Consider the following 25,292-nt stretch of genomic DNA (forward strand, 5'->3'; position numbering starts at 1 on the left):
TCGGTGATTATTGGTTTAGAATAAAAACAAAAGCCAATCGCTGTTCGTTCTAATAAAGGGTATAAACATGAACAAATTAATATGCATAGACCAGTACAAGTTGAACGAAAGGATATTTATTTTAAACCTGATAAAAAGAGAGTGCTAGCACGTTTTTTTTCGTTGGGAGATGATCGCACGATAAAAGTTATTAAACGCATTTTATCCCTTAACGAGGCGCAACGAAAAGAAGTTTTTGGACAGGTCTTACGAAGTTATACGAAAAGACATCGCAGCATTGTCCATATCTTTGAACGGAACTTTGACCGGGTTAGCCACCTATTGGAGAAGATTCCATTTTCAAAAGATAAGCTAAGTCATATCGACAAGCTGCTGATCGGCTCTTATTTCACGATGGAATATTCCATAGAATCGGCGGCATTGTTTAATCCTTCCATTATCGAACATCCGGATCAAACAGAATTATTTCGAGGTGAAAAACGTGTTATTTTGAGTTTCAGGGCTACAGGAGAAGGCCATGTCTCTTCGATCGTTTTTCGGTCCGGCACATTGGATGTCGACAACAATATACATATCGATTACGTCGGCAGTTTATTGGACAAACCTATGCAAGTCAAAAATCACCGTTATCACAAGGAGTCATTCTTAAAGAAGATGAATGAGCTACATGCCGAGCCAACGGAAGTCAAGTCCAAATTGGAGGAAAAACTAACGGAAACATTTACTTACGAAGAACTCAAACGGTACATCGATGAAGTTCGAAAGGATAGTGACGAAAATCTAGAGAATGTCACCTTTCTGCAACAGGCGCTCTGGCTCGCTTCCTCGCATTATGAAATGACCTTCTCCCTGGATACTTCCATTTCAGAACGCGTGATATTTCCAATTGCCGATACCGAAAAAAGGGGGATTGAAGATGCGCGTTTTGTTCAGTTCAAAAACGAAAAAGGGGAAAATACCTACTATGCAACTTACACTGCGTACGATGGATTCAGCATCCTCCCGAAATTACTCACCACAAAAGATTTTTACCACTTCAAAGTGAAACCTATTTATGGTGAAATTGCCAATAAGGGGGCGGCACTATTTCCACGTAAAATAAATGGACGTTATGCCATGCTCTGCCGGATTGATGGTGAGAACAACTACATCGCCTACTCCAATAATATCAATATATGGCAGGAAACGGCAATCCGGATTCAGCAGCCAGAATATCCGTATGAATTTGTTCAGATTGGCAATTGCGGTTCGCCGATAGAAACACAATACGGCTGGCTGATTTTAACCCATGCCGTTGGACCAATGCGTGAATATGTCCTAGGTGCAGCGCTTTTGGACTTGGACAACCCGCATGTCGAAATTGGACGTCTACACAGCCCACTGATGACACCCAATGACGAAGAGCGAGAAGGCTATGTACCAAATGTCATTTATTCCTGCGGAGCCATTGTACACAACGAACACCTGATTTTACCTTATGCGATGTCCGATTATGCATCAACTTATGCAACCATCAAGCTCGAAGATTTGTTGCTCGCTATCTTGAATCCTGATCGTTATCAATAAAAGCACGATAAACTACGATATAAGCCAAATAGAAACAAAGGGTGCTCTCCGCCCCTTGGTTTCTATTGATGCCATAGGACTCGAGCCCATCACAGCAACCTTTGGTTTCCTCGTCATACAAAGCGAGCCGAAGGTCATTCTCGCCCAAAAACCAGCGAAAGGAAGCAATCATACGGGTAAAATAGACCTTTTTATTCGTGAGTCGAAAAGCTTCACGATACATAAATACCATTGCCGTGACATCAAGTGGCTGCTGACCAAACTTGCTGATATGCTTTCCTTGCTTGGCCCATTCTTGGTTTCCGACCAATGAGAGCGCACCGTTTTGGACAGTGATACTTTCGAGAAACTTTAAAGTCGATAGTCCCAACTGTTTTATTGCTTCATCGTTCAAAAAAGGATAAGCCATCAATAAGGCATAAGGTAAAATTGCGTTATCATAACTCAGTACCCCTTCAAACCATTGCCAATGTTCATCTGAACTTGCCTCGTATTCCTTTACCAGTTTGCCGATAAGTGTCCGCATCAACTCTATCATCAGCTCGTCATTGGATTGATGATGCAAATATTCCGCAATACCCAATACAGTGTATGCAATCGCCCGGTTGGAACGCAACTTGCCAAAATTTGGAACAGCACGATAGAAAAGCTCATGTCCCAATTGATAATAACTTGTTAGTTTTGTTTCCCGAAGAAGCAGTCCCAATGCCCATATCGTCCGTCCAAAGGAATCTTCCGAACCGACTTCATCGAGGAAACTATGTTGGAAATTCATAAAATTGTGAAAAAGGCCGTCTTCGCGCTGATGATAATAGATATAGCTCAGGTAGGTCGAAATACGACGGTCGAGCCTTTTGTCGGCAAAATCTTGCTGCGCCAATAAAGTAACTAAAAGCGCTCTTGCATTATCGTCAAGACAATAGCCCTCTTTGTAGTTCGGGAGAGAATAGGTTGCATGCTGTACGATACCGACCTGATTGGTCAGTCTGTCGATATGCTTCCAGCTGAATTTAGGCATTTCCTCTTTGCTAAATCCGACATTTTCTTTGAGGCTATCGTAGGTAGGAATAATTTTATTTAAAATTCGCGTGTACCGGAGGCCTATATTTTTCCAGGTCATCTCTTTCCCAAATGCGCTGGCATTGTCCCGCAATGTTGTTCGATAGTCCAAATTTGAAAACAAATTTTTGAGCACCTCGGCCATCTTGCTGGAATTTTTAAATTCTACGAGTACACCCCTTCCATCAGCTAGCAATTCCTTGGCATGCCAATAAGGAGTGGAAACCACCGCAGCTCCGGCACCGATGGCGTAAGATAATGTTCCACTTGTGATCTGTGCCTCATTAACATAAGGTGTAACATAAACGTCGCAGGCGCTTAGATAATCCACAAGATCGGCCTGGCTCACAAAGGAATTCACAAATTGTACGTGTTCCTGCAACTGATAAGCTTCGACTAGACTGCCCAGGTATTCCCGGTACTCCTCCCCGGAATGCGCCAATACATTAGGATGCGTTTTACCAATAACGAGGTACAACAGGTCCGGTTCATCCTTGACGACCTCGGGGAGAGCTTCGATCACCATTTCAATTCCCTTGTTTCGCCCCAAAAAACCGAAAGTCAATAAAACTTTCTTTCCAGAAAGACCCTTCTTTAGTTTTGCAAGCTCATGATCCAAAGTAAACTCTGGAACCCCGTGCTGAATCAATCTCACTTTAGAGGTATTTACCCGATAAATCGATTTGAGTAAAGTGATTGCATAATTGCTCATAACGATCACAATGGATGCTCGCTTAACAATTTCAATAAGAATAGCCTTTTCATCAACATTGGGTTTCTCAAGAATGGTGTGAAAATTTACCAGCAAGGGAATATGTAACGCGTTAATCAAGGACAATATATATGTTCCACTGTTTCCGCCAAATATGCCATATTCGTGCTCCAGTATTACACAATCGTAGCCGTTTTCATTAATATAATTTGCGGCTTCAATATAGGACAATTGATCATGTTGGTCTATTTTAAACACGACCTCACTGGGATAAACATAGTCCCGATCCGCGACCGCAAACACATGTTGTGTCAGCTCCTGATTATGCAGTGCTACAGCATGCAACAAATCTGATGTAAAAGTGGCAATTCCACATTCTTTGGGCAAGTAGGTACTTATATAAGCAATCTTCATTGAAATAATAATTTTGAATATAGCCCGGACAAAGGCAATAGCATCGTGTGCTCCACTATCTAAATGCTTCTCGACCCCAAATTGTTTGTCACAACTGTATGATTTAAATCGGAAGAGGGTTTAATGATACCTTGTACAAATCCGTACGGTGCTATAAAACTTGGTGTGGCAAGGCTGTCCAGTTGATGGAAACAGAGTAATTTGATGGAAACAGGCTATGCTTTGGTTATGCTTAGCAAAAAACAAGGGTTTCACTGATTCTGCGAAATAAGAGAACCTAAAACCTAACGTCTTAACGCGTAGATTGCTATTGTATTTAAACATCAATTTATCTAAGTTTGTTGCAGAAAAATGGCCATTGAATGAAATCAGCAAAGGAAAAAATGATTGCCGGCCTTCCTTACATCGATTCGGAGGGGCAATTATTTAAGGAAAGACAATACGCAAAAGAAGAACTGAAGCGATTTAACGATTCAGAGCCTAAACAACTGAAATTCAGAAAACAGATTATTCAAAAGCTGTTTAAAGCGACGGGAACTCGATTCTTTCTCGAACCTCCTTTTCGTTGCGATTATGGATATAATATTACGATCGGTGAGAACTTTTACAGCAATTATAACTGTACGATTTTAGACGGCGCACCGGTTACCATAGGTGAGAATGTATTATTTGGGCCTAATGTAAGCCTCTTCACAGCGGGTCATCCGCTCCATTTTGAAGCAAGAAATCAAGGTTGGGAATTTGCTTTGCCGATCGTTATCGAAGATAATGTATGGATCGGTGGACATGTTGTCGTCAACCCCGGTGTGCGAATCGGAAAAAATTCGGTCATTGGTTCTGGATCGGTCGTCACAAAAGATATACCAGCGGATGTCATAGCTGCAGGTAATCCCTGCCGGGTCATACGTAACATCACCGAAGCGGATCGGATCACCTACACTGAAAATCTGTAGGGATAACACAGGTCACAAGGGATAACATAGGTCACATTTATGGGGAAAAGGATCTATCTTCCCGCTTACACTAAATTCCCACTTACAATTAATCTATAGGATCATCTGTTATAGATAATGAATAGGTGACGGTATCTTCATGCTGTTTTAGAAGAACAAATCCATTACTTGTCCAAAAATGTTGCTGATCGCCGGTCACATTTGCAAGAAGATATTTACCAGCAAACGTATGGATAAATAGTCGCGCATGCTTCAATAATGCTGTACCTACACCTTTCAGCCTTACATGTGGAGCAACAGCGAGGAAATGGATTGTATAAGTATCACCTAAACTAATCAGGCTCAGCACGCCTACCACGTCGTTTCCATCGTAGGCCGCAAAATGCGTCGCTTCAAAATCGCCATCCAACATCACTTCAGCCAGCTTACCTTCGGGAGAGAAAACCTCTTTTCGAAGTTTCCAGGTCCGGGCAGCAAAGACTTGTTCAATGTACCAATCCATCATAATCCTTTTCTAATTCGAGAAATGCATTGGAAAGATGACTAATGGTATCCGACGGTAACAGGGAATAGGTACCGATGGTCTTTACGGCAATATCTGCCGCGCCCCCATGGATATATACCCCCATAATTAAAGCCTCTTTGGAAGAATAGCCCTGTCCAAGCAAGGAGGTAATTATCCCCGTCAGGATATCGCCACTGCCTCCTGTTGCCATCCCAACATTGCCTGTACTATTGAAGTACACCATTCCATCGGGCATAACCATAGCACTATTAGCTCCTTTTATTAACACGTAAAACTGATGTTTACGCGCAAAAACTTTCACTTTCTCCATCTTTTCGAAATCATCTTGCCAAGCACCCAATATCCGGCTAAGTTCTTTGGGATGGGGAGTCAATATACTGTGCGCCGGAACGAAAGCCCAAAGATTCGGTTCGCGGGCAAGAATATTCAAGGCATCAGCATCTAATACCAAAGGAGTATCATTAACACGGGTTATAAATACCTTTAGCGCATCAATTGTCTGCGGCGCTGTTCCCATGCCGATTCCGATACCCACAGACTGGTAGCCATCGATTGCCGGGAATTGGCTAATAAAATCCTGCTCAGGATCTGTTATCACCATCGCTTCGGACACAGCGGTCTGTAAGATGGTATTGCCACCGTCAGGCACATAAGCGGAAGCTAAACCGCAGCCCGCTCGGAGAGCCGCTTTTAACGCAAGCTGAACAGCCCCCATTTTACCTTTACTTCCGCCAATAATCAGGGTATGACCAAATGTTCCCTTATGATCAAATTTCCTTCGTTGCCGATAAAAGGACCTGACAAGCGGCTCGTCGACATAAAAAAGATTGGTTTCTGCCGCTTCAATTGCTCGTTGGCTAAGATCGATATCCAATACCTTGAAGTCTTTTACATACCATTGGTTTTCGGGCAGCAGCAAGGCCAGCTTTGGAAACTGAAAGGTATAAACCAAATCTGCCTTTACAATTGGAACATCTGCAGCAGTCTTTCTATCTGCCAGTAGTCCAGAAGGCATATCGACGGAATAGATTCTTGCACCACATCCATTTATACTGGAAATTATACCGCTCCAATCAGTTGTCAATACACGCTTTAATCCATAACCAAACAAGCAGTCCAGTACGATTGCATCGGAAGGGATAGCAACCTGGTCTTGCGCAGCAACTTTTTGAATGATATGATTGGGTAAACGCTTCTGATTGGCAAGATTATCAGCGGAGTAATCCTCCACATCGATTAAATAGACCTTGACTTGGGCCTGTTGTTGGTCCAACAGACGGGCCAGCACCAAGCCATCGCCGCCGTTGTTTCCTTTACCGCAGAAGATGAAAAAGGTACTGTACTCCAATCGGGGATGACGCTTTTTAATTTCCTCAAAAACAACTGTTGCAGCTCGTTCCATCAGGTCTATACCGCTAATTTTTTGATCCTTTAGGGTTTCACTATCAATTTTGTTTATCTGCTGAGCGGAAAGTATCTTCATGTGGCTGCTATTTTTATTGAAAGTACCTATTCTCAAGGTCAATTAAAAATTTCGGTATCATTTTTTGGCGAGCTAGCGATAGTGATCCTCGTGTAGGATCCCACAGAGGAACCACATTGGATCGCTATCGTTTAGCTCATGCACGTACCTGCTTTTTATTCACTTGTTGTTACCAGCTTCTTATTCATTTGCTATTACCTGCTTCTTATTCACTTGTTATTACCTGCTTTACTCCCCCTGTCCGTTTCAAAGTACCCCAAGTATTTAATTCACCTTTAATCGCTTTTCTGACAGACTTGAATAAAACGAAGTACATCAGTTGACGCCAGAAAAAACGCTGCGGAAACAAATAAATTAAATTGCTAAGCTTCTCGCCTTCCATTTTAAAGGCAATACCTGCAAAGAACATATCCACGAGTACAAAAAGGAAGTAATAAAACATCACTTGACCGAAACCGTTATGCAGTGAAAATAATCCTGCAATTCCTGTCCAGCTGATACCATTTACCTCGCTTAAGGAGAAAAGACCACTCACGAGAGAGAATAACATAAAAATATCGGCCAACGGAGCAAATAAAGGCAGTATAATCTGAAAAATCAGAATATTAGGCATTCCGACCATACCAAAATAGCCATATTTGGGATTCAACAGGGTCTGTTTATTTTTCCAAAAACTCTGCAACACACCAAAACTCCAGCGGAAACGTTGCTTGAAGAGCATTTTGACCGTATCTGGTGCTTCCGTATAAGCGATTGCTTCAGATGAATTTCGCACGGTATAACCCGCTCTTAATATGCGCATGGTTAAATCACAATCTTCCGCTAAGGTATCCGTAGTAAATCCACCCACTTCCAAAATAACAGCTCTACGGAAGGCCCCAATTGCTCCTGGTACGACCGATATCATATTGAGCAAATCGAACGCTCTCCGATCCATATTCTGTGAGGTGATATATTCGATCGATTGCCAATGTGTTAATATATTATGCACATTTCCCACTTTAACACTACCCGCAACAGCGGCGACCTGAGGTTTATTGAAATATTTCATCAACTGTTTTAACGCATCTGTTTTCAGTTGTGTATCGGCATCGATACAAAGCACAAACTGTGCTTCGGATTGTTGGATACCATAGTTAAGGGCAGACGCTTTCCCCCCATTTGGTTTTGTAAATAACCTTACCTTAGGATGATCGCCATACACCTTACTGACAATCTCAAAAGTCTTGTCTTTTGATCCATCATCAACAAAAATCAATTCATAGTTGGGGTAATCCAAATTCAACAGGCTTTTTATCGTTGCCAAAACTGTTATTTCCTCATTATAGGCAGGAATGATCACACTTACCTTTTCACGAGGCTCCACAACCAATTGAGATCGCTCTTTTTTACTTTTTTGTTTTTGTCGGATTGCCAGATAAGCAATCATTGCTGTTCTAAAAATTGCCAATACAATTGCAATGGAAAAAACCAAGTTAAGGAAGATGTTACCGTAAAACAATGTTCCTAAGAACAAGCGGTTGGAAGATCCACTAAATCCCGAATCGGAAGCATTTTCTACAGGAGGCATCAGTTCATCACGTTTTTTCCCCATTAAATCTCCAATCGTCGCAAATTTATAACCATGAGATTTAAAATAATGAATAATACGCGGCAAGGCGGCTATAGTCGCTTCTCGATTGCCTCCGGCATCATGTAATAGAATAATGTTTCCATTATCGCGTTGTTTTATGACTTCATTATAGATTTCATCTGCAGTACGACCAGGTAACCAGTCGTTGGGATCAATATACTCGCCGATATTGATGTAGTTCTCTTTCCGGCTCTGAGCAACAGGCAGAATTTCAGCAACAGTCTGTGGCTCGGCATCAGCATTAAAAGGAGCCCGGAAAAGAATTGTACTATGACCGGTTATGCATTCGATGATCTTTCGGGTGGCATTCAGTTCAAACTTAACGCGATTCGGCCCTATTGTAGACATATCAGGATGAAAAAAGGTATGGTTACCGAGTTCATGTCCTTCTTGATATTCTCTCCGAACCAGATCCATATTTTTCTCAGCCATAACACCAACAAGAAAGAAAGCTCCGGGAACATGTTCCTTTTTTAAGATATCCAATACTTGTGGTGTATACGTAGGATCGGGACCGTCGTCAAAGGTCAGGACCACAGTATTATCTTTTTCTCCAAAGCGTTTGATTACATAATTACTTGGCGTCTTTACATACTCCTGATTCTGAACCATAAGCGTTGATGGGTCGTAAGTGAATTTCACCTCTCCCGGAGCGGGACTATTGACCAAGTCCAAAATTTCCCCATCCCCAATATATTGAATACCACCGACATTGATCTGGCTTATCTTTCTAAAGTCAAAAGGTTCTTTTTGCAGATTTTCTCGGTCCAATGATCTCGAAATAAATGACCATAAACGGGAGTCTTCACTTCCTAAACGCCAAAGTGCAATACCAGCTAGCCCCCAGTCATCTGCTTTGCGGATAAGATTAAAATAGGTTGCAGCGTCTGTAAAATACACATCATGATGCATCCCTGCCCCATCTTTATAGCTAAAGTTGAGATTTGCAGATTCGGGATCAAAAGTAATCTTAGCATTGTAATTATGCGCCAAAATAACAGCATTATCATAAGTCAATGTCTTGCCGACACTGCCTTTTGGCCAATCATATCCATAACAGGCCAAAGCCAGAATCACCTTGTCTGCATCGATCTTATTGCAAAGTTCATCGAGATTTTTTTCGACCCATGCCTGATGTGAAATGGCGCCGGCATTACTTTCAATGGAATGTTGATCATAAGCCATCAAAATAATATAGTCGTTGTATTTTTGTAAGGCAATGGGATCGTAATCATCATTTTCAGGTGAGATATCCTGTGTGACAAGTAGGCCCTCCGTATGAAATACAGTATAGATATGCGCCATAAAATCGTTTAATGGCTTGTGATCATCCAACTGTAAATTCTCAAAGTCAATATTTATGCCGGCAAAGCCATTGCGCTTCACTTTAAGAAGGATGTCGTCTATAAAACGCTGTTGTTTATCCGGATTAAGTAAAATAGCCTTTACAGTCTGCCCGTCAAAATCATTACCACTGAAATTGGAAATCTGTGCAATAGCTTTGCGCTTATATTGATGAATGACCTTAAGTGCAGCAGTATCTGCTTTATCCACTACTGTATCTTGATTAGGCACAGTAAAAAAGGATTCCATAGCAACCATATCCAAATGACCAATATTGCGGCGTAGATCCGATAAAGACTGCTCTCGGACTTCATTAGACCAAGAACTGACATAAAACCCCATATTGATTCTATCTTTGCTACCAATATGTTTCAAATGCTTCAGCTCGCGGTCACGTTTAATCTTCTCTAATTCGGATTTTACAATGGTAAACTCCTTAAATTGTTTGGATTTTTTTAATCTGGCGGTGGACTTTTCAGTCAATGCTGTGTTGGTATTAATTGTTGGAAAAGGAGGAATCTGAATCTTTCCCAATGTATAAACCACACAGATAACACCAATGATCAAACTGATCACCAATGCTCTGCTCATCCATGAAAAAGCGTACCAGCGCTTTTTGCTTGACGTCTGAAAAATCTGTTTTCCTGACATAATCGTATTCTTATTAACTTCGGCTAAGCTACATCAGAAAATGATCCAAAAAGTGGATGAATAGCTTAAAAATTCCTTAATTTTTTCAGACGATTCACACTTCGAATTCTATCTAAATTTAAGTATATTCGATGAAACGCAATACACTAGCTCAGAAACTTTTATATGAGATCGATATATGTACTCATTCCACTCCTCTCGTGTCAGGTTTTCAGTGGATGTGGGCAGCCAAATGTTGCTGCACCTAATAACAAAACTTTGAATCCGGCAACTACTGAGTCAATAGCACCTGACGGGAACCAGTTTATCAACCCCGATGGGATGACGATCAAATCGCGCATTTTGTTACCAAAAGGCTTTAAAAGGCCTGCCTACCGGGTCGAAGAATTTGGAAATTTTCTCGAAAATCTTCCATTATACCCCATCGACCAGGAAGTACATTATTATGATGGAAAAATTAAACCTAGAAATAACATCTACAACAGTGTTGTGAAACTAGATATAGGAAAGCGCGATTTACACCAATGCGCCGATGCTGTCATGCGACTCAGGGCAGATTACTTATACCAACAAAAGCGGTATAAGGACATCAAATTCAACTTCCTTTCCGATAGCAAACCCCGCGCTTATACAAACTATGCAAAAGGAGACTATTCCTACCCAACCTATTGGAAATACCTGGAATATGTGTTTGCCTATGCCAACACAGCCTCTTTACACGATGAGCTGCCCAATGTAAAAACGACTCAGGAAGTTAAGATTGGAGATACTTTTATCCAGAAAGGATCACCCATTGGCCACGCAATCATTATAGTTGATCTAGCCAAGGACAGTACTGGAAAAACAATCGTACTCCTCGCACAAAGCTACATGCCGGCGCAAGAAATACAGATTTTAAACAATTGGAACAACAGCACGCTTAGTCCTTGGTACGATATAGACCAGGATATTATAAAAACCCCTGAATGGACATTTTATCCTAAAAACCTCAAAACTTGGCCATAGTCTGCAATGAACAATCCGCTCATTAAAATTGAGCGGATGATTAAATTCTGTTTCGAAAAGTACCCCTGACCCTTTCACCATGAGTTCAAAAGCATACGCAATAACCTATCGGAAATGCTTCAAAAAACAACGGTCGGCCAATTCAACGACGACCTGATTAAAGGGAAAATCCTATTAACAAAAAAGCCATATCAACCCTGATAAAACCATAGGTAATTCCTTGGATTAACAGGCTAATTCTTCAGCTTCTTCCTTCATTTTTTCTATTGAGTACCATTTTGAAAATAATTCGGAAGACGTAAAATTCGCTTTTTTCGTATAAAACCACACCTTCACATAATCCACATAATACAACTGATTAAAAGCAATATAAAAATTATGAAACATTAAAATGTATCGCATTTAAGTGTCCCGCCATTCAATTATTCAAATCATTGAAATTACGCGAAATAGGATGATCCTAGGACCATTTCTAAACTTGTAATAAGGTCACCACCAAACTCGATATAACTCCCTGAAAGTAACCCTCCCTTTTAATTTAATCCGCTCGATAAAACAAGGAAATAGGCTTTTTGGCGGCCGATACCAAGTAACAATGCTCCTTCTTTTGACGTCTTTCCTTTGGGTTAAACCCCAAAAATATGGATCATTTCCTGACTATCACGCCATTTTCATACAATTTCCCATCTTACAATAAAAAATCAAAAAAAATACAAATTAACATCTACACAACAACACATTACAGACTTTATATAAATAAATAAAACATATGTAAAACGATTTAAAAAGCTTTGTTTTTATAGCAGGAAAGGCATGGATAAAATTTTATCCATACCTTTTCTGCTATTCATGGATAACGCGAAAGCGGGCATTCCCTCCAGTGCCGGACAAAAAAATACAGGGCGCAACAAATCTTTAAATTCTTCCTGTGCATTGGACAATTTGAAAAATTGAATGACTTGAAAAATGGCATCGGTCACAGTTTCCGCCATTAACGATGGCCACCCACCCAAAGGAGCACCCATACAGCAGAGCGCGCACATGTACGTTACTACATTTTCTAATGCTTCTCCCAACATCATGCGAAACGTTTCGACACCCAAAGCAAGTTCATTTGTAAGTCCACTTCATTAAGTATAAGTAAATACCGGATTTAACACCATTTTAATCCGATCTGAGACAACATCTCTTCACAATCGACAATATACTCACAATTTGCATAAAATTGCTTAGAACGATTAATAACAACCTTTCAGCAAAATTATAGGATGATCTAAAAAACTTATCCGCTACATAGACACACAACTCCCACCGGAATCGATCTGCGTCGACCGAGCCCCAACCATCCAAATCACCCGACTTAATTCTAGCCCTCTTTTAATCAATTTAAGACATCATCTCCGAGTTGAGCAGGGCATGGTTACTCAGGAAAAAGAGAGGCACAAACGAGCTTAAAACAACATTTACAGCATCGGGACCGCAATCGAATTTGATGGGTCAGATACCCCATTCGGTATACTCAACAGCGTCAAAAAACAACAAAATAAATCAATAAGAAGATTTAATACAGCTAAATAAATACAATAACCTTAAGTAAAACATTACAACTAAAACTACCCAAATCCATTAAAATCAAATTCACACAGAACAAAACAAACTCTTTTATTATATTTAAGTTTTCCAAACAAACCATGCGTAACGACCCCTCTGTATTGAGATCATTTTTAAAAACAGAACTTATAAAAATCAGGAAAACCCGCAATGTGATCATTGGCATCTTCCTCGCGATGTTCGTTTTTTGTTACGGATTTTTTCTGGTGGCTTTTTTTCAGAAATGGTCGGACAGTGAAGACAGGCTGTCGTTTTTTTCAAAATCACTCCCTACCCTATCCTTTCTTTTCGTTTATCTAGGTTTTGCGTTCGGCCTGTTGAGTTGGATAGCTTACATTAAAAACCAAAAATTCATCCATGCACTGCAACAACTAAACGACGACGATCTTGACATCTACCAGCAATATAGCAGACGGTTGGTCCGCATCTTTTCAGCTATCGCCCCATATCTTTTTTGTGAAAATGAAATTTTATTTTTCCCATTCATTGGAAACAAACAGATCCCAATTAGTCAAATTCATCGCATTGAAACAAAAATCATCAGAAACTACCGGGGGCCCAACAGCTATCGCATCTATTTCTATAATGAATTCAACAAAATCTATCAGGTCACTATGAATCAGAAAGGAGCTTTTGATTTCTTACAGGAGCAACTTCGGAAAGAAAATCCAACGATAGTTGTTGTTGCTAGAAACCATTAAACACATACGAGTTTTCAGATAATTCAGCGAAAAAGTGGAGCATCCCAACATCATCGCTTATTGAACTGCTAAATGTGATCTAGTTGAAAAATTTACCCCAATGTTTCTCGCGAAAATTGAACGTCGACACCTACAACCTATCGTTTATTCCCGAAGGAAACTAGACCGGAAGATACACCTGAAATTTACCGGATTCAGCAACTTCTTTGATCACCTGATTTCTTTCTTCAAGAAAGCGCAGCATGTATCGGGTTAAAAATAGCCATTCAGCAAGCCTTCCCAGAACCCCGAGCGGAGCCTTAAAATTGAACACATCGCGCATTAATACTTTGCCATGTTCCAGTTCCTTGAAAATATGCTGGTGATCCATCGAATGAAACACTCCCTGAGTCATTCGATCTTCGAAAAAATGAGGTTTTTCCATCGCTGTTATCTGCACAGTCAATGTTTGCTTTACTCCAAGATGCCTTGCGCGCCAGCGCACCTGCTGACCTGCCTCGATTAATCCCGTCGTCACCCCATCAATTGCCCTCTCTCCAGTTTTCTTTGTCGAATACATATGCAGATCAATACTACGTGCCAAATCAAAAACAACCGATAAAGGAGCTTCTATAATTGTATCTAAAATAAGCTGCGGCATATTACTCTTTCAATATATTTCGCACGAATTTCGTAAAATTCAGTAATTTCCTTAGGATCGGGCACGAGAATTTTCTAAATTGATCTGCCGTTCGCATGGCAACTAGACAATAATCATGATAACACTACTTCAATTCGACAAATCAGATTTCCCGCTTTTTAAGTCATGGATTCGATCAGCAGAGGAACTATTACAGTTTGCTGGACCGTATTTTTCGTTTCCGCTTACTGACGACCAACTTGAAAAATACATTCAAGATCCGAAACGACAAGCCTTTAAAATAATCGATACAGTAACCAAAGAAATTATCGGCCACTGCGAATTAAGCTTCGAACGGGATATTCCAAGACTTTGCCGTATTCTGATCGCAAAAAATTCGGAACGAAATAAAGGTTACGGCAAGAGCACTGTGAACACACTACTCAGGCGGATTTTTATTGAAGGCAATTATGAAACTGCCGATTTAAACGTTTATGACTGGAATCACAATGCAATCCGATGTTATGAAGCCGTAGGTTTTCGAATTAACGAAAATATGATTTCGGAAGTAACAATTGGCAACGAAACCTGGAAAAGCCTCAATATGAAGATTAGCAAATCTGACTGGAAAAGTTAATTTAGCGCTATGAAAAATAAGCGAAAATTAAAACATATAGTAATATGTTTATTCGTAATGGGTGCATTGCTCGGTTTTTACAGCTGGAAAATCGAGCCCCATTGGGTAAAATACGAGCAGATCAATCTAACTGTAAAACATTTACCAGAAGCATTGGAAGGAAAATCATTGATCCAGATCTCGGACATCCATATCGGCAACTATGTGGATAAAGATTTTATAAAAAGAACCTTTCGGGAAATCGGAGCATTAAAGCCCGATATCGTGGTATACACCGGCGATTTTGTACGTCTTGTTAACAATAAAATCCCCTTGGAACAACTCAGTGAAGTCATGCAAGATGCCCCAAAAGGCAAACTTCAAACATTGGCAATCCTAGGCAATCATGACTATGGAAAAAATTTTCGGGACAGTGCTGCAGCAGATTCAATCGTTAGCCTACTCCATGGATATTCGATAAAAGTATTGAGAAATGAAAGCGTAATAACCCAGGGGTTAAGAATATTCGGTATAGATGACTTTTGGGGAACAAACTTTGACCTTGTAAAGGCCATGAAAGACTACGATCAATCTCAAGCCAGTTTAGTATTATGTCATAATCCGGATGCCGCAGACCTCGACGACTGGAATAGATACAATGGCTGGATACTGGCAGGACACACACATGCTGGCCAAGTAAGAATTCCTTTTTGGGGCTCCCCGATTATTCCCGTAAAAAATAAAAACTACGATCGAGGAATCAAGAAAATAAGCGGAGACAGAACATTATATATCAACCGCGGACTGGGACACAGCATTCCCATCAGATTCAACGCCCGACCCGAGGTTACCATTTTCACATTAAGGAAAGAATAACAATCCAAGGATCGATTCAATTTGCCCCGTTCCTTTAAACAAGATATGGATAAAAGGCCGTATGAATCGTCTGTCTATAATCTTCCAGTGGATTTCCATTTTGGTGTGCACCCAAAACAGCATAGCTTGAGCTCCAAAAATCTGAAATGATAAAAAGTTGGCGCACGAACCCCTGTAAATTTACCAAGGGTATATCAGAACGAAACATGCCTAACTCAGCGTAATACAAAAATAGAGAGACAAGTTGCTCTTCACGCTGTGCCACCAAATTTCTGTAAGCTTCTGCAATACTGGGGATCCAGTTGCAAATTTCAACAAAATTCTCAAAAATAAACCTGTATTTCGATATCAGCGCATAAGAGCCATCAATAAAACTATCCAGCACCTGGCGAAATGTGCTTGCATCATCTTCAGGCTTCAAAATCATCTTTTCATACTCATTTTGCAATAATTGGAAAAGTTGAAAAATAATATCCTCGGTATGTTTAAAATGATAATGAAGATTACCGGCACTTATATTCAGTTCCTGAGCAATTTGACGCGTTGTTACCGTACGTATACCATCACGATTATAAAGCTTCAACGCACCCACAATAATTTTTTCTTTCGTATTCATGATGCAAAATTAGAACAATTGTTCTAATTTTGCATCATGAACTAAAAATAAGATCATATACATGGAAAAATCAACGGGAAATTGGCTAAAAAGGCAATACATCGAATTAAAACAAACTTTAATCCCAGCTCATCCAAACGACAGTTCTTGGAAGAAATTCGGTAAACAGACTGCTTTCTTTATGTTTCTAACTTTAATGGCATGTGGTGCTATAGCAATGTTAATCGCCATCTCCTTCGCTCATTAAGTAAGGAGCTGTTTGACGGCTTATTTATCTTCTACTGGTTTTGTTGGTTCTTTATTCGATTTACTCGGGCTAATCATTTCCCTATCCCCTTCCTGAACGACTGGCTGACTGATTTCGTTTTTGTACCGATCATTATCCATTGTTCATCTATCGTGGGTAGTTATGTATTCAACAATGGCAGAGCCCATGGTTATCCGCTTTACCAAATCTGGATAATTTCATTCTTTACCTCCGTACTTTTTGAATGGATCATGCCTCAATATACCACGTATAATACTGGAGATATTGCTGACGTCGTAGCTTACTTTGCTGGAGGGTTATTTTATTTCTGTTTCCATCAATCCTTCTATATCAAAAAAAATCATCAACTTATACAAGAGAGGAACAATAAGCAGATATTTACCTCATAAATTCTTAGAAGATAACTTAGAACCAACAGCATTTAAGGCAAAATATCACAAATCTACAAGGGTGACTCCAGAAGGACCATATAAAAAGTATACACATCACATCAAAATTAGATCAGCGACATATTCAAAATAAAGGGGAATTCTAAAAATTGAACTTTTTCTATAAAGGTAATCGTGAAATTATACCGGTAGGGAAAACTCTTTTCGCTCTGAAGCGAGCGATTAATGAAGCGATTTAAAAGCTAAAACTGCGGAAAGCCTCTCTTTTAAAGAATGCCATTAACGGAAAAGCAGGCATTCAGATAAATGTAAAAAACCTTTGTTTGACTCCAAATACCCTGACATCAAACAAAGGGCCTTATAATCATCAATACTCGATTAAGAGTACTTTTTTAGCTAATACTCGATCAAGACTTCAGTGACTTGAGCTCCTTGTTTAGCACTTTTAAATTTAAACTTCACTTTCTGATTCAGGTTCAATTTATGTCCAGCAAGACGGTCATTGAAATAAATAGATTGCTGAGTTTCGTTGTCTCTAATAAACCCATAGTTGGAGTCGTTATTGTAATGGACAACTTTTCCGAAGGAATACTCGTCATGATGATTTGAGGCCATGCTTGGACTCTCCCCTTCTTTCAATTTTATCGCAGGTCTGTCTGAAATATTCCCATGTTCATCAACATAAGCAAACAATTCTTCCAAAGATTTCCCCTTGTCGTTGTTTGTTTTGTTGAATTCTTTTTTCTCAATTTTTTGTTGTTTTTTGAGTAGTTTCTTTTTTTCTCGTTCTTTTTTGTTAAATGTAATTTGGCTTTTGCTCATTCAATATGGATTAAAATAAATGTTCCCGAGGAGGTTACGGACCTTTAGAGCTTCGTTGAAAAGATAAAAATGCGATGTGTTCTAAGGAGATAATTGCAAAGGTACAAAAAATTCTTTAAAAAAAGGGATAGTGAGCGATCCTGTACCAAGAGATCTTAATCTGGAACCGATTCGTTCCTTTGATTTTAAACAGCCCACATCCAGTTCATAAGTTATTGTTTAAACCTAGTCGCCTACAATGGGGCTGACAACAATCAGTCGTCTGACGCCCACCGATCTTTCAACTTTTTAAACAAGATTTATTTCGATCACAAAATTGAAAAATTCCATAAAACAAAAAGATCATTTGGACGTTATTTTTAAAAAAAACTATGGAAATAAGAAACATCGAAAGGGACGAGAGAGGCAATTTTATTGCAGAAGTTGAAAATAATGAAGCCGGAATTTTAGAGTATACCTGGCAAAACGATCATGAGTTTTCCATTGATCATACAGAAGTCTACGATGAGTATCAGGGAATGAGTGTGGGAAAAAAATTGGTACTGGAGGCGGTCGACTATGCACGAAAAAACGATGCCAAAATTATCCCAAATTGTCCCTATGCGAAAGCTATCTTTGATAAAACAATAGCTTTTCAAGATGTATTGGCATAAAAAAGCCGTTTTATCCTGTCGATAAAACGGCTTTTTTATACTTAATTGAGTGGGTTAAATCACAATATTGATTATCTTTCCTTTGACAAAAATAATCTTTTTGATCGCCTTCCCATCTAAATGCCGTTGTACATCAGCATGTGCTCTAATCGTATCTTCTACAGCTTTTTGATCTAAATCAAGCGCTAGTGATAGATTGAATTTCATCTTTCCATTGAAAGATACGGGATATGCAAATTCAGATTCAACCAAATATTCTGCTTTGAACACAGGATATGAAGCGTAAGAAAGTGTACCAGCTTCTTTACCCAACAGCGCCCACAACTCTTCCGTAATATGTGGAGCATAAGGCTGAAGGATAACGACGAGCTGTTCCAATATCTGTCTTTTATTGCATTTCAACTCAGTCAATTCATTGACACAGATCATAAAGGCTGAAACAGAAGTATTGAATGAGAAACGCTCAATATCATCTTCCACCTTTTTGATAATTTTATGTAAGGCTTTAAACTCTGCTTTGGATGGATCTTCATCGGAAACACTGAAATTACCTTCAGCATCGTGGAACAGTCGCCATACTTTACGTAAAAACTTATAAACCCCTTCAATACCATTTGTATTCCAAGGCTTAGCCTGCTCCAAAGGCCCTAAAAACATTTCGTATAGACGCAATGTATCTGCTCCATAGGATTCGATAATATCATCAGGATTGACCACATTGAATTTGGATTTCGACATTTTCTCCACCTCACTACCGCAGATATACTTCCCATTTTCCAATACAAATTCAGCATTTGCAAAGTCCGGTCTGAAATTTTTGAATTTTTCCAAATCCAGTACATCATTATGAACAATATTCACGTCTACATGTAAAGGAATAGTTTTGTATTCATTTCTTAATCCATAAGACACAAATTGATTTGTACCTCTCCCTTCGTCATCGAGTACACGATACACAAAATTAGAGCGCCCTTGAATCATACCTTGATTAATCAATTTGCGGAATGGCTCTTCCTCATTTTGATACCCCAGATCTTTCAAGAACTTGTTCCAAAAACGCGAATACAACAAGTGCCCAGTAGCATGCTCAGAACCACCGATATATAAATCCACCGCTTTCCAATAATCCACAGCCTCTTTAGACGCAAAATTACCTTCATTTTTCGGATCCATATACCTAAACCAATACCATGAAGAGCCCGCCCATCCTGGCATCGTGCTCAGTTCATACTCGTACTGATCTTCATATTTCCAATCTTTGGCCCTTCCTAAAGGAGGTTCACCCGATTCCGTTGGTAAATATTTATCAACTTCGGGCAATAAGAGCGGTAATTCTTCTTCTTTAATTAAATAAGGTAATCCATTTTTAAAGTAGACAGGAACGGGTTCTCCCCAATAACGCTGACGCCCAAAAATAGCATCACGCATACGGAAGTTTATTTTCGCTTTACCTAATTTTAATTCTTCCAATTTAGCAATCAAAGCAGGGACCGCCTCTTGGTAAGTCATACCATTGATAAAATCGGAATTGATGTATTTTCCATCTTTATTTGGATCAGCTTCTTCTTCAATATTTTGAGTATCCGAAATAGGAATAATAGGAAGAGCGAAATGTTTAGCAAACACATAGTCACGTTGATCACCACTTGGCACAGCCATTACAGCACCTGTACCATAACCAGCAAGTACATAATCTGCGATCCAAATCTGTACATCCTGTCCAGAAATTGGATGTTTCGCGTAAGAACCCGTAAAAGCACCAGATACTGTTTTTGTATCGGCCATACGATCCAATTCAGATTTTTTCGAAGTTTTCTCGATATAGGCGTCTACTTCTGTTTGCTGCTCAGGGGTAGTCAATGCTGCAACCAATTCATGTTCTGGAGCCAAAACGACAAAAGAAACACCATATATCGTATCTACACGCGTCGTAAAAACTTCAATTGCTGTATTTAATTGTGGTACGGGAAATTTCACCGAGGCACCTACCGATTTCCCGATCCAGTTACGTTGCATTTCAACCAAAGGTTCTGGCCAATCAATGGTATCCAAACCTTTCAACAAACGATCCGCATAAGCAGTAATACGCATAGACCACTGCATCATCTTCTTTTGCTCCACAGGATAACCACCACGCTCAGAGACACCGTTGATGACCTCGTCATTCGCTAATACTGTACCTAAAGCAGCACACCAGTTTACTGTACTTTCACGCAAATAAGCAATCCGATATTTCAACAATTCCCGTTGTTGTTTTTCTTCATCAAAAGATTTCCATTCGTCAGCGCTGAATTCCAGGACATCTTCATCCGAAACTGCTAAAATGCCAGTTGAACCACTTACAACAAACCTCGCGATTAACGTTTCAATCGGTTCAGCTTTATCTGATTCCTTATTATACCAAGAATCAAACAATCTCATAAAAATCCATTGTGTCCATTTGTAATATGACGGATCGGAAGTACGTACTTCTCTACTCCAATCATAAGAGAACCCAATGTTATCCATTTGCTCACGATACCGATTGATATTTACCTCAGTCGTCACAGCAGGATGCTGACCAGTTTGAATGGCATATTGCTCTGCAGGAAGTCCAAAAGAATCATATCCCATCGGATGCAATACATTGAAACCTTTCAAACGTTTATATCTTGAAAAGATGTCCGAAGCAATATATCCCAGCGGGTGACCAACATGCAGCCCCGCTCCGGAAGGATAAGGAAACATATCCAATACATAGTATTTTGGCTTTTGATGCGTATCGGACGTTTTATATGTTTGATGATCAGCCCAAAACTTCTGCCACTTTTTCTCTAATGATTTGTGATTATACTCCATTTTTATTCGTAAGGAATTTTTATGACTTGCGAAATTACGATTTTAATACTGAAATGTGATAAAAGTTTTGTAGTTTGAACAATAAATTATAGTATTGAAAAGTTAATTAAACAAAGGAAGAAAATAGCCTTCGAATTGATTTTATCAAAGTAATTACAAGATTAATTCGAAATCTTCCACTCAAATAGTTACTTTCGCAAATAAATTTTTGCTTATTATGTCAGAATACGAATTAAGCACACAAAAAAGAAAAACAAAATCTGTATATGTATCTACGGTTATCAGTATCGCTCTCGTGTTGCTGGTAACAGGTATGTTGGGATTACTCTTGGTGCACGCTAAAAATCTTTCGAAATACGTTAAGGAAAATATCGTCTTAAATGTCATCGTAAATGATGGCACAAGTGAAGGTGATGTCCTTTCTCTACAAAAAGACCTGGAAAAAGATCCCTACGTGCTCCGTACCGAATATATCAGTAAGGAATTGGCTGCAAAAAACTTAAAAGAAGATCTTGGCGAGGATTTCGTACAATACCTAGGGCATAACCCTCTTCTACCTTCTTTGGATGTTTATATGAAAGAGAATTATGCCAATACAGATAGCATTAAAACTTTTATTGAAAAGATCTCCAAAAACAATAAAATTAAAGAAGTTGTATACCAAGAGTCACTAATTGACATGGTCAACAAAAACGTACGCATCATCGGAATGATTGTTCTTGCTTTTGCGGTTATCCTATTGATTATCGCCGTAGCTTTAATCAACAATACGATACGTCTTGCAATCTATTCACAACGTTTCTTAATCAAAAGCATGCAATTGATTGGGGCTACTAAAAACTTTATTCGTAAACCATTTATAACGTATGGTATCATTCATGGTTTACTGGGATCTTTGATCGCGATTTTACTCCTCATTTTAACGCTGAAATTTGCACAACAGCAAATACCAGAACTGGTCTTTTTACGCAACTGGTTTGAATTTGCAGTGATCTTTTTAGGGGTAATTCTGATTGGGATCCTCATTTCTGGACTTAGTACCTACTTCGCTGTAACAAAATATTTAAAGGCACAATCTAACGATTTATACAGATAAAAAATGGCTCAAATAAAGAAATCTACTGAATCAGTCAACAAAGGTTCATTTGTATTCTCCAAAGTAAACTACCAACTGTTCATAGCTAGCTTGGCTGTTGTAATCATAGGCTTTACATTGATGTCCGGTGAAACTGATATCTATAGTTTTACCAAGATTACCTTGGCTCCTATTGTTGTTGTTCTCGGGTTTGCGTTAGGATTCGCTGCAATACTATACCGCCCCAAAAACAAATCCAACTAAAGCATAATCTTATTTCAAACAGATGTCTATTATTGAAGCTATCATCCTTGCTATCATTGAAGGATTAACGGAGTTTTTGCCTGTATCTTCGACAGGTCATATGATCATTGCTACTGCCTTAATGGGTATTCAGCCATCAGCATTTGTCAAATTGTTTACAATTGTGATCCAGTTAGGCACCATATTATCCGTTCTGGTATTATACTACAAACGTTTTTTTAAAACGCTTTCATTTTATTACAAATTGGTTATTGCGGCGATTCCGGCCTCTGTGTTGGGCTTGCTATTCAACGATTATATCGATGCATTATTAGAAAGTCCCTTAATGGTCGCGGTTATGTTGGTGATCGGGGGTGTAGTTTTACTTTTTGTCGACAAGTGGTTTAACAAACCAACTGTTGAAGATTCAGACAAGGTTTCCTACAAACAAGCTTTTATGATCGGGGTATACCAATGTCTTGCATTAATCCCGGGTACCTCAAGATCCGCAAGTACAATTATTGGCGGTATGGCCGAGAAACTAACCCGTAAAGCTGCTGCGGAATTTTCTTTTTTCCTTGCTTTGCCTATGATGTTTGGCGCTTCTGCAGTAAAGCTTTTAAAGTTTTTTAAAGAAGGTAACACCTTCACAGGAGAAGAACTTAATTTGCTTATTATTGGAAATCTAATTGGTTTCGTTGTTGCAATTGTAGCCATTAAGTCTTTTATTGGCTTTTTGACCAAATATGGTTTTAAAGCATTTGGTTGGTACCGAATCATCGTTGGTGTTATTATTCTTGCCCTCCTACTTTCGGGCCATAGTTTACAAATTATCTAAAATCTTCGGATGGAAAATATAGAGGTTAGTGAAAACCCAGCAAAGTTCAACTTTGCTGAAGGAGAAATGTTGTTGATCGATAAACCTTTAACATGGACAAGTTTTGACGTTGTTGGTAAAGTTAGAAACTCAATCAAGCCATTAAAATTAAAAGTCGGTCATGCAGGCACTTTAGATCCACTGGCAACAGGTCTACTGATTGTATGTACCGGAAAACTAACAAAGAAAATAGACAGCTACCAAGCTGAAGACAAAGAATATACAGGTTCGATCACATTAGGAGCGACAACGCCTTCTTACGATCTGGAAACAGAAATTGACCAAACCTTTTCAATCGATCACATCACAGAGGAAATGATCTTCGAAGCAGCAAAATCCTTTGAAGGCGATATTCAGCAATTTCCCCCAGCCCATTCAGCCATAAAAATTAATGGTGAACGTGTCTATGAAAAGGCCCGTCGTGGCGAAGAGGTTGAAATAAAATCCCGCCAGGTACGCATCAATAGCTTTCTCATTGAAAAGATCGAGCTTCCTAATGTGTATTTTCGCATATCCTGCTCGAAAGGAACTTACATTAGATCACTGGCCTATGACTTTGGAAAATTCTTACAGAGTGGATCACATCTGAGTTCTTTGAGACGCACCAAAAGTGGAGATTATTCGGTAGAAAATGCCTGGAATCTTGAACAACTTATCGCTGAAATAAAACGTCATAAAGAAATCATTAAATAACTTTACCCTCCCATTTTATTGATTCTTTATCTTATTTTTGCAAAAACTCCTATAAATGAAAATCTACAGAAGTTTAGATGATTTCTCACCAGTTGAAAATGCAGTTGTAACCATCGGTACTTTCGATGGTGTTCATATTGGCCATCAAAAAATATTGGCTCACTTAAAAGAAGCAGCTCATAAAATTAATGGTGAGACAATTTTGCTTACTTTTTTCCCACATCCACGATTGATTATCAATCCAGATGATGATAGTTTACGTCTAATCAACGATATCGAAGAAAAGGTCAGTCAATTAAGCAAAGTGGGAATTGACCACTTAATTATCATTCCTTTTTCCCGTGATTTTTCAAATCAGACTCCGGAAGAATACATTAGTAATGTTCTTGTAGGCAAATTGGGTACAAAAAAGATTGTGATAGGCTATGATCACCATTTTGGAAAAGACCGAAAGGGTACTATGGGCGATTTAGAGCAATTTGCATCTATATTTGACTACAGTGTTGACGAAATTCCGGAGCAGGATATCAACGATATTGCGGTATCCTCCACACGAGTACGTGAAGCGCTTATAAAGGGCGATATAAGAACGGCTAATCTCTATTTAGGCTATCCGTTCGAATTAACGGGAACTGTTATTAGAGGCGACCAAATTGGGCGTACAATCGGATTTCCAACAGCAAACCTGCAGGTTCACGAACCTCATAAACTCATACCGGCCTATGGTATCTATGCTGTTGAGGTATATATCTATAATCATATCCAAAACATCACTACAGGGGAGTATAAAGAGGAAAGTCCGGTTTCAATTGCGAAAGGTATGGGCTATATAGGGACCAGACCCACTGTTGATGGGATGAATCGTGCTATTGAAATCAGCCTTTTCGATTTCGATCAGGATATCTATGGCAAGACACTACGTGTCAAGTTCCTTCATTTTATCCGACATGATGAACGGTTTGACTCGCTTGAAGAAATGAAAGCTCAGATCAAAGCAGACGAAGTCGAAATCAGAAGTCTTATTGGTTAGAACAAGTCTGTTAGCTATA

22 protein-coding genes are annotated in these 25,292 nt (G+C 39.3%); 13 read left to right on the forward strand and 9 right to left on the reverse strand.

The genetic code is table 11. The features are described from left to right. Positions 1 to 81 precede the first annotated feature (81 nt). Positions 82 to 1,566 (forward strand): glycoside hydrolase family 130 protein, encoded by a 1,485-nt coding sequence (locus ACLCDV_RS16650; protein WP_317665648.1) that lies wholly within the window; start codon positions 82 to 84, stop codon positions 1,564 to 1,566. Here the strand turns inward: ACLCDV_RS16650 and ACLCDV_RS16655 are convergent. After that, complete coding sequence (locus ACLCDV_RS16655) at positions 1,538 to 3,751, reverse strand: glycosyltransferase family 4 protein (protein ID WP_317665646.1); 2,214 nt, start codon at positions 3,749 to 3,751, stop codon at positions 1,538 to 1,540. The genes ACLCDV_RS16650 and ACLCDV_RS16655 overlap by 29 nt on opposite strands. Before the next feature lie 362 nt (positions 3,752 to 4,113). Between ACLCDV_RS16655 and ACLCDV_RS16660 the strand changes: the two genes are divergently transcribed. Then, a complete protein-coding gene (locus ACLCDV_RS16660) occupies positions 4,114 to 4,704 on the forward strand; it encodes a sugar O-acetyltransferase (RefSeq protein ID WP_317665644.1) in 591 nt (196 codons plus the stop codon). Between the two features lie 88 nt (positions 4,705 to 4,792). Here the strand turns inward: ACLCDV_RS16660 and ACLCDV_RS16665 are convergent, their stop codons facing one another. The 3 genes from ACLCDV_RS16665 to ACLCDV_RS16675 form a co-directional block, all read right to left on the reverse strand. Further along, positions 4,793 to 5,209, reverse strand: coding sequence for a GNAT family N-acetyltransferase (locus ACLCDV_RS16665; RefSeq protein WP_317665642.1), 417 nt, complete (start codon positions 5,207 to 5,209; stop codon positions 4,793 to 4,795). Beyond that, positions 5,190 to 6,713: an NAD(P)H-hydrate dehydratase gene (locus tag ACLCDV_RS16670; protein ID WP_317665640.1), complete on the reverse strand. Its 1,524-nt coding sequence runs from the start codon at positions 6,711 to 6,713 to the stop codon at positions 5,190 to 5,192. The genes ACLCDV_RS16665 and ACLCDV_RS16670 overlap by 20 nt, the downstream gene beginning before the upstream one ends. Before the next feature lie 205 nt (positions 6,714 to 6,918). After that, positions 6,919 to 10,341: a glycosyltransferase gene (locus ACLCDV_RS16675; RefSeq protein WP_411971697.1), complete on the reverse strand. Its 3,423-nt coding sequence runs from the start codon at positions 10,339 to 10,341 to the stop codon at positions 6,919 to 6,921. Positions 10,342 to 10,506: 165 nt separating this feature from the next. Between ACLCDV_RS16675 and ACLCDV_RS16680 the strand changes: the two genes are divergently transcribed. Then, positions 10,507 to 11,346: a DUF4846 domain-containing protein gene (locus tag ACLCDV_RS16680; protein ID WP_411971698.1), complete on the forward strand. Its 840-nt coding sequence runs from the start codon at positions 10,507 to 10,509 to the stop codon at positions 11,344 to 11,346. Positions 11,347 to 12,143: 797 nt separating this feature from the next. Here ACLCDV_RS16680 and ACLCDV_RS16685 read toward each other — a convergent pair. After that, positions 12,144 to 12,428 carry a hypothetical protein gene (locus ACLCDV_RS16685; protein ID WP_411971699.1) on the reverse strand — a complete coding sequence of 95 codons (285 nt, stop codon included), beginning with the start codon at positions 12,426 to 12,428 and terminating at the stop codon, positions 12,144 to 12,146. 609 nt (positions 12,429 to 13,037) lie between these two features. On the opposite strand from ACLCDV_RS16685, the gene ACLCDV_RS16690 reads away from it, so the two are divergent. Continuing rightward, complete coding sequence (locus ACLCDV_RS16690) at positions 13,038 to 13,658, forward strand: hypothetical protein (protein WP_341831831.1); 621 nt, start codon at positions 13,038 to 13,040, stop codon at positions 13,656 to 13,658. A 160-nt stretch (positions 13,659 to 13,818) separates the two neighbouring features. On the opposite strand, the gene ACLCDV_RS16695 is transcribed toward ACLCDV_RS16690, so the two are convergent. After that, complete coding sequence (locus ACLCDV_RS16695; RefSeq protein WP_411971700.1) at positions 13,819 to 14,298, reverse strand: SRPBCC family protein; 480 nt, start codon at positions 14,296 to 14,298, stop codon at positions 13,819 to 13,821. A 115-nt stretch (positions 14,299 to 14,413) separates the two neighbouring features. Between ACLCDV_RS16695 and ACLCDV_RS16700 the strand changes: the two genes are divergently transcribed. Both ACLCDV_RS16700 and ACLCDV_RS16705 read left to right on the forward strand, forming a co-directional pair. Beyond that, the gene (locus ACLCDV_RS16700) at positions 14,414 to 14,914 is read left to right on the forward strand and encodes a GNAT family N-acetyltransferase (protein WP_411971701.1); all 501 of its coding nucleotides are present in this window, start codon (positions 14,414 to 14,416) and stop codon (positions 14,912 to 14,914) included. A gap of 57 nt (positions 14,915 to 14,971) precedes the next feature. After that, entirely contained in the window at positions 14,972 to 15,769 is a 798-nt protein-coding gene (locus tag ACLCDV_RS16705; RefSeq protein WP_411971702.1) for a metallophosphoesterase, read from the forward strand. Positions 15,770 to 15,803: 34 nt separating this feature from the next. On the opposite strand, the gene ACLCDV_RS16710 is transcribed toward ACLCDV_RS16705, so the two are convergent. Beyond that, entirely contained in the window at positions 15,804 to 16,385 is a 582-nt protein-coding gene (locus tag ACLCDV_RS16710) for a TetR/AcrR family transcriptional regulator (protein WP_411971703.1), read from the reverse strand. Between the two features lie 61 nt (positions 16,386 to 16,446). Between ACLCDV_RS16710 and ACLCDV_RS16715 the strand changes: the two genes are divergently transcribed. After that, the gene (locus ACLCDV_RS16715; protein WP_088162164.1) at positions 16,447 to 16,632 is read left to right on the forward strand and encodes a hypothetical protein; all 186 of its coding nucleotides are present in this window, start codon (positions 16,447 to 16,449) and stop codon (positions 16,630 to 16,632) included. Between the two features lie 806 nt (positions 16,633 to 17,438). Here ACLCDV_RS16715 and ACLCDV_RS16720 read toward each other — a convergent pair. Next, positions 17,439 to 17,864, reverse strand: a complete 426-nt coding sequence (locus ACLCDV_RS16720; RefSeq protein ID WP_317665621.1) for a cold-shock protein — start codon at positions 17,862 to 17,864, stop codon at positions 17,439 to 17,441. Positions 17,865 to 18,235: 371 nt separating this feature from the next. Between ACLCDV_RS16720 and ACLCDV_RS16725 the strand changes: the two genes are divergently transcribed. Further along, positions 18,236 to 18,517: a GNAT family N-acetyltransferase gene (locus tag ACLCDV_RS16725; protein ID WP_070565582.1), complete on the forward strand. Its 282-nt coding sequence runs from the start codon at positions 18,236 to 18,238 to the stop codon at positions 18,515 to 18,517. A gap of 54 nt (positions 18,518 to 18,571) precedes the next feature. Here the strand turns inward: ACLCDV_RS16725 and leuS are convergent, their stop codons facing one another. Beyond that, positions 18,572 to 21,355, reverse strand: coding sequence for a leucine--tRNA ligase (gene leuS, locus ACLCDV_RS16730; protein WP_317665620.1), 2,784 nt, complete (start codon positions 21,353 to 21,355; stop codon positions 18,572 to 18,574). 217 nt (positions 21,356 to 21,572) lie between these two features. Here leuS and ACLCDV_RS16735 point away from each other — a divergent pair, with 217 nt between their 5' ends. Genes ACLCDV_RS16735 through ACLCDV_RS16755 form a run of 5 tightly spaced genes read left to right on the forward strand, consistent with a single transcriptional unit; the run spans position 21,573 to position 25,273 of the window. Then, positions 21,573 to 22,451, forward strand: a complete 879-nt coding sequence (locus tag ACLCDV_RS16735) for a cell division protein FtsX (RefSeq protein WP_046674489.1) — start codon at positions 21,573 to 21,575, stop codon at positions 22,449 to 22,451. A gap of 3 nt (positions 22,452 to 22,454) precedes the next feature. Beyond that, positions 22,455 to 22,694 carry a DUF3098 domain-containing protein gene (locus tag ACLCDV_RS16740; RefSeq protein ID WP_317665619.1) on the forward strand — a complete coding sequence of 80 codons (240 nt, stop codon included), beginning with the start codon at positions 22,455 to 22,457 and terminating at the stop codon, positions 22,692 to 22,694. Positions 22,695 to 22,716: 22 nt separating this feature from the next. After that, positions 22,717 to 23,511 (forward strand): undecaprenyl-diphosphate phosphatase, encoded by a 795-nt coding sequence (locus ACLCDV_RS16745; protein ID WP_317665618.1) that lies wholly within the window; start codon positions 22,717 to 22,719, stop codon positions 23,509 to 23,511. Positions 23,512 to 23,520: 9 nt separating this feature from the next. Next, complete coding sequence (gene truB, locus ACLCDV_RS16750; protein WP_336836004.1) at positions 23,521 to 24,243, forward strand: tRNA pseudouridine(55) synthase TruB; 723 nt, start codon at positions 23,521 to 23,523, stop codon at positions 24,241 to 24,243. A gap of 55 nt (positions 24,244 to 24,298) precedes the next feature. Further along, on the forward strand, positions 24,299 to 25,273 hold the full coding sequence (locus ACLCDV_RS16755) for a bifunctional riboflavin kinase/FAD synthetase (protein WP_046674485.1): 975 nt from the start codon (positions 24,299 to 24,301) through the stop codon (positions 25,271 to 25,273). Positions 25,274 to 25,292 lie beyond the last annotated feature (19 nt).

The organism is Sphingobacterium sp. Lzh-3, assembly GCF_046764375.1.
GTDB lineage: Bacteria > Bacteroidota > Bacteroidia > Sphingobacteriales > Sphingobacteriaceae > Sphingobacterium.

Excerpts from the sequence above, each read along its gene's own strand:
- truB (WP_336836004.1), top strand. The coding sequence starts at position 23,521 with ATGGAAAATATAGAGGTTAGTGAAAACCCAGCAAAGTTCAACTTTGCT.
- ACLCDV_RS16655 (WP_317665646.1), bottom strand. The coding sequence starts at position 3,751 with ATGAAGATTGCTTATATAAGTACCTACTTGCCCAAAGAATGTGGAATT.
- ACLCDV_RS16710 (WP_411971703.1), bottom strand. The coding sequence starts at position 16,385 with ATGAATACGAAAGAAAAAATTATTGTGGGTGCGTTGAAGCTTTATAAT.
- ACLCDV_RS16700 (WP_411971701.1), top strand. The coding sequence starts at position 14,414 with ATGATAACACTACTTCAATTCGACAAATCAGATTTCCCGCTTTTTAAG.
- ACLCDV_RS16690 (WP_341831831.1), top strand. The coding sequence starts at position 13,038 with ATGCGTAACGACCCCTCTGTATTGAGATCATTTTTAAAAACAGAACTT.
- ACLCDV_RS16680 (WP_411971698.1), top strand. The coding sequence starts at position 10,507 with ATGAGATCGATATATGTACTCATTCCACTCCTCTCGTGTCAGGTTTTC.
- ACLCDV_RS16675 (WP_411971697.1), bottom strand. The coding sequence starts at position 10,341 with ATGTCAGGAAAACAGATTTTTCAGACGTCAAGCAAAAAGCGCTGGTAC.
- ACLCDV_RS16725 (WP_070565582.1), top strand. The coding sequence starts at position 18,236 with ATGGAAATAAGAAACATCGAAAGGGACGAGAGAGGCAATTTTATTGCA.
- ACLCDV_RS16660 (WP_317665644.1), top strand. The coding sequence starts at position 4,114 with ATGAAATCAGCAAAGGAAAAAATGATTGCCGGCCTTCCTTACATCGAT.
- ACLCDV_RS16755 (WP_046674485.1), top strand. The coding sequence starts at position 24,299 with ATGAAAATCTACAGAAGTTTAGATGATTTCTCACCAGTTGAAAATGCA.
- leuS (WP_317665620.1), bottom strand. The coding sequence starts at position 21,355 with ATGGAGTATAATCACAAATCATTAGAGAAAAAGTGGCAGAAGTTTTGG.
- ACLCDV_RS16715 (WP_088162164.1), top strand. The coding sequence starts at position 16,447 with ATGGAAAAATCAACGGGAAATTGGCTAAAAAGGCAATACATCGAATTA.
- ACLCDV_RS16670 (WP_317665640.1), bottom strand. The coding sequence starts at position 6,713 with ATGAAGATACTTTCCGCTCAGCAGATAAACAAAATTGATAGTGAAACC.
- ACLCDV_RS16720 (WP_317665621.1), bottom strand. The coding sequence starts at position 17,864 with ATGAGCAAAAGCCAAATTACATTTAACAAAAAAGAACGAGAAAAAAAG.
- ACLCDV_RS16695 (WP_411971700.1), bottom strand. The coding sequence starts at position 14,298 with ATGCCGCAGCTTATTTTAGATACAATTATAGAAGCTCCTTTATCGGTT.
- ACLCDV_RS16705 (WP_411971702.1), top strand. The coding sequence starts at position 14,972 with ATGGGTGCATTGCTCGGTTTTTACAGCTGGAAAATCGAGCCCCATTGG.
- ACLCDV_RS16745 (WP_317665618.1), top strand. The coding sequence starts at position 22,717 with ATGTCTATTATTGAAGCTATCATCCTTGCTATCATTGAAGGATTAACG.
- ACLCDV_RS16650 (WP_317665648.1), top strand. The coding sequence starts at position 82 with ATGCATAGACCAGTACAAGTTGAACGAAAGGATATTTATTTTAAACCT.
- ACLCDV_RS16685 (WP_411971699.1), bottom strand. The coding sequence starts at position 12,428 with ATGATGTTGGGAGAAGCATTAGAAAATGTAGTAACGTACATGTGCGCG.
- ACLCDV_RS16740 (WP_317665619.1), top strand. The coding sequence starts at position 22,455 with ATGGCTCAAATAAAGAAATCTACTGAATCAGTCAACAAAGGTTCATTT.
- ACLCDV_RS16665 (WP_317665642.1), bottom strand. The coding sequence starts at position 5,209 with ATGATGGATTGGTACATTGAACAAGTCTTTGCTGCCCGGACCTGGAAA.
- ACLCDV_RS16735 (WP_046674489.1), top strand. The coding sequence starts at position 21,573 with ATGTCAGAATACGAATTAAGCACACAAAAAAGAAAAACAAAATCTGTA.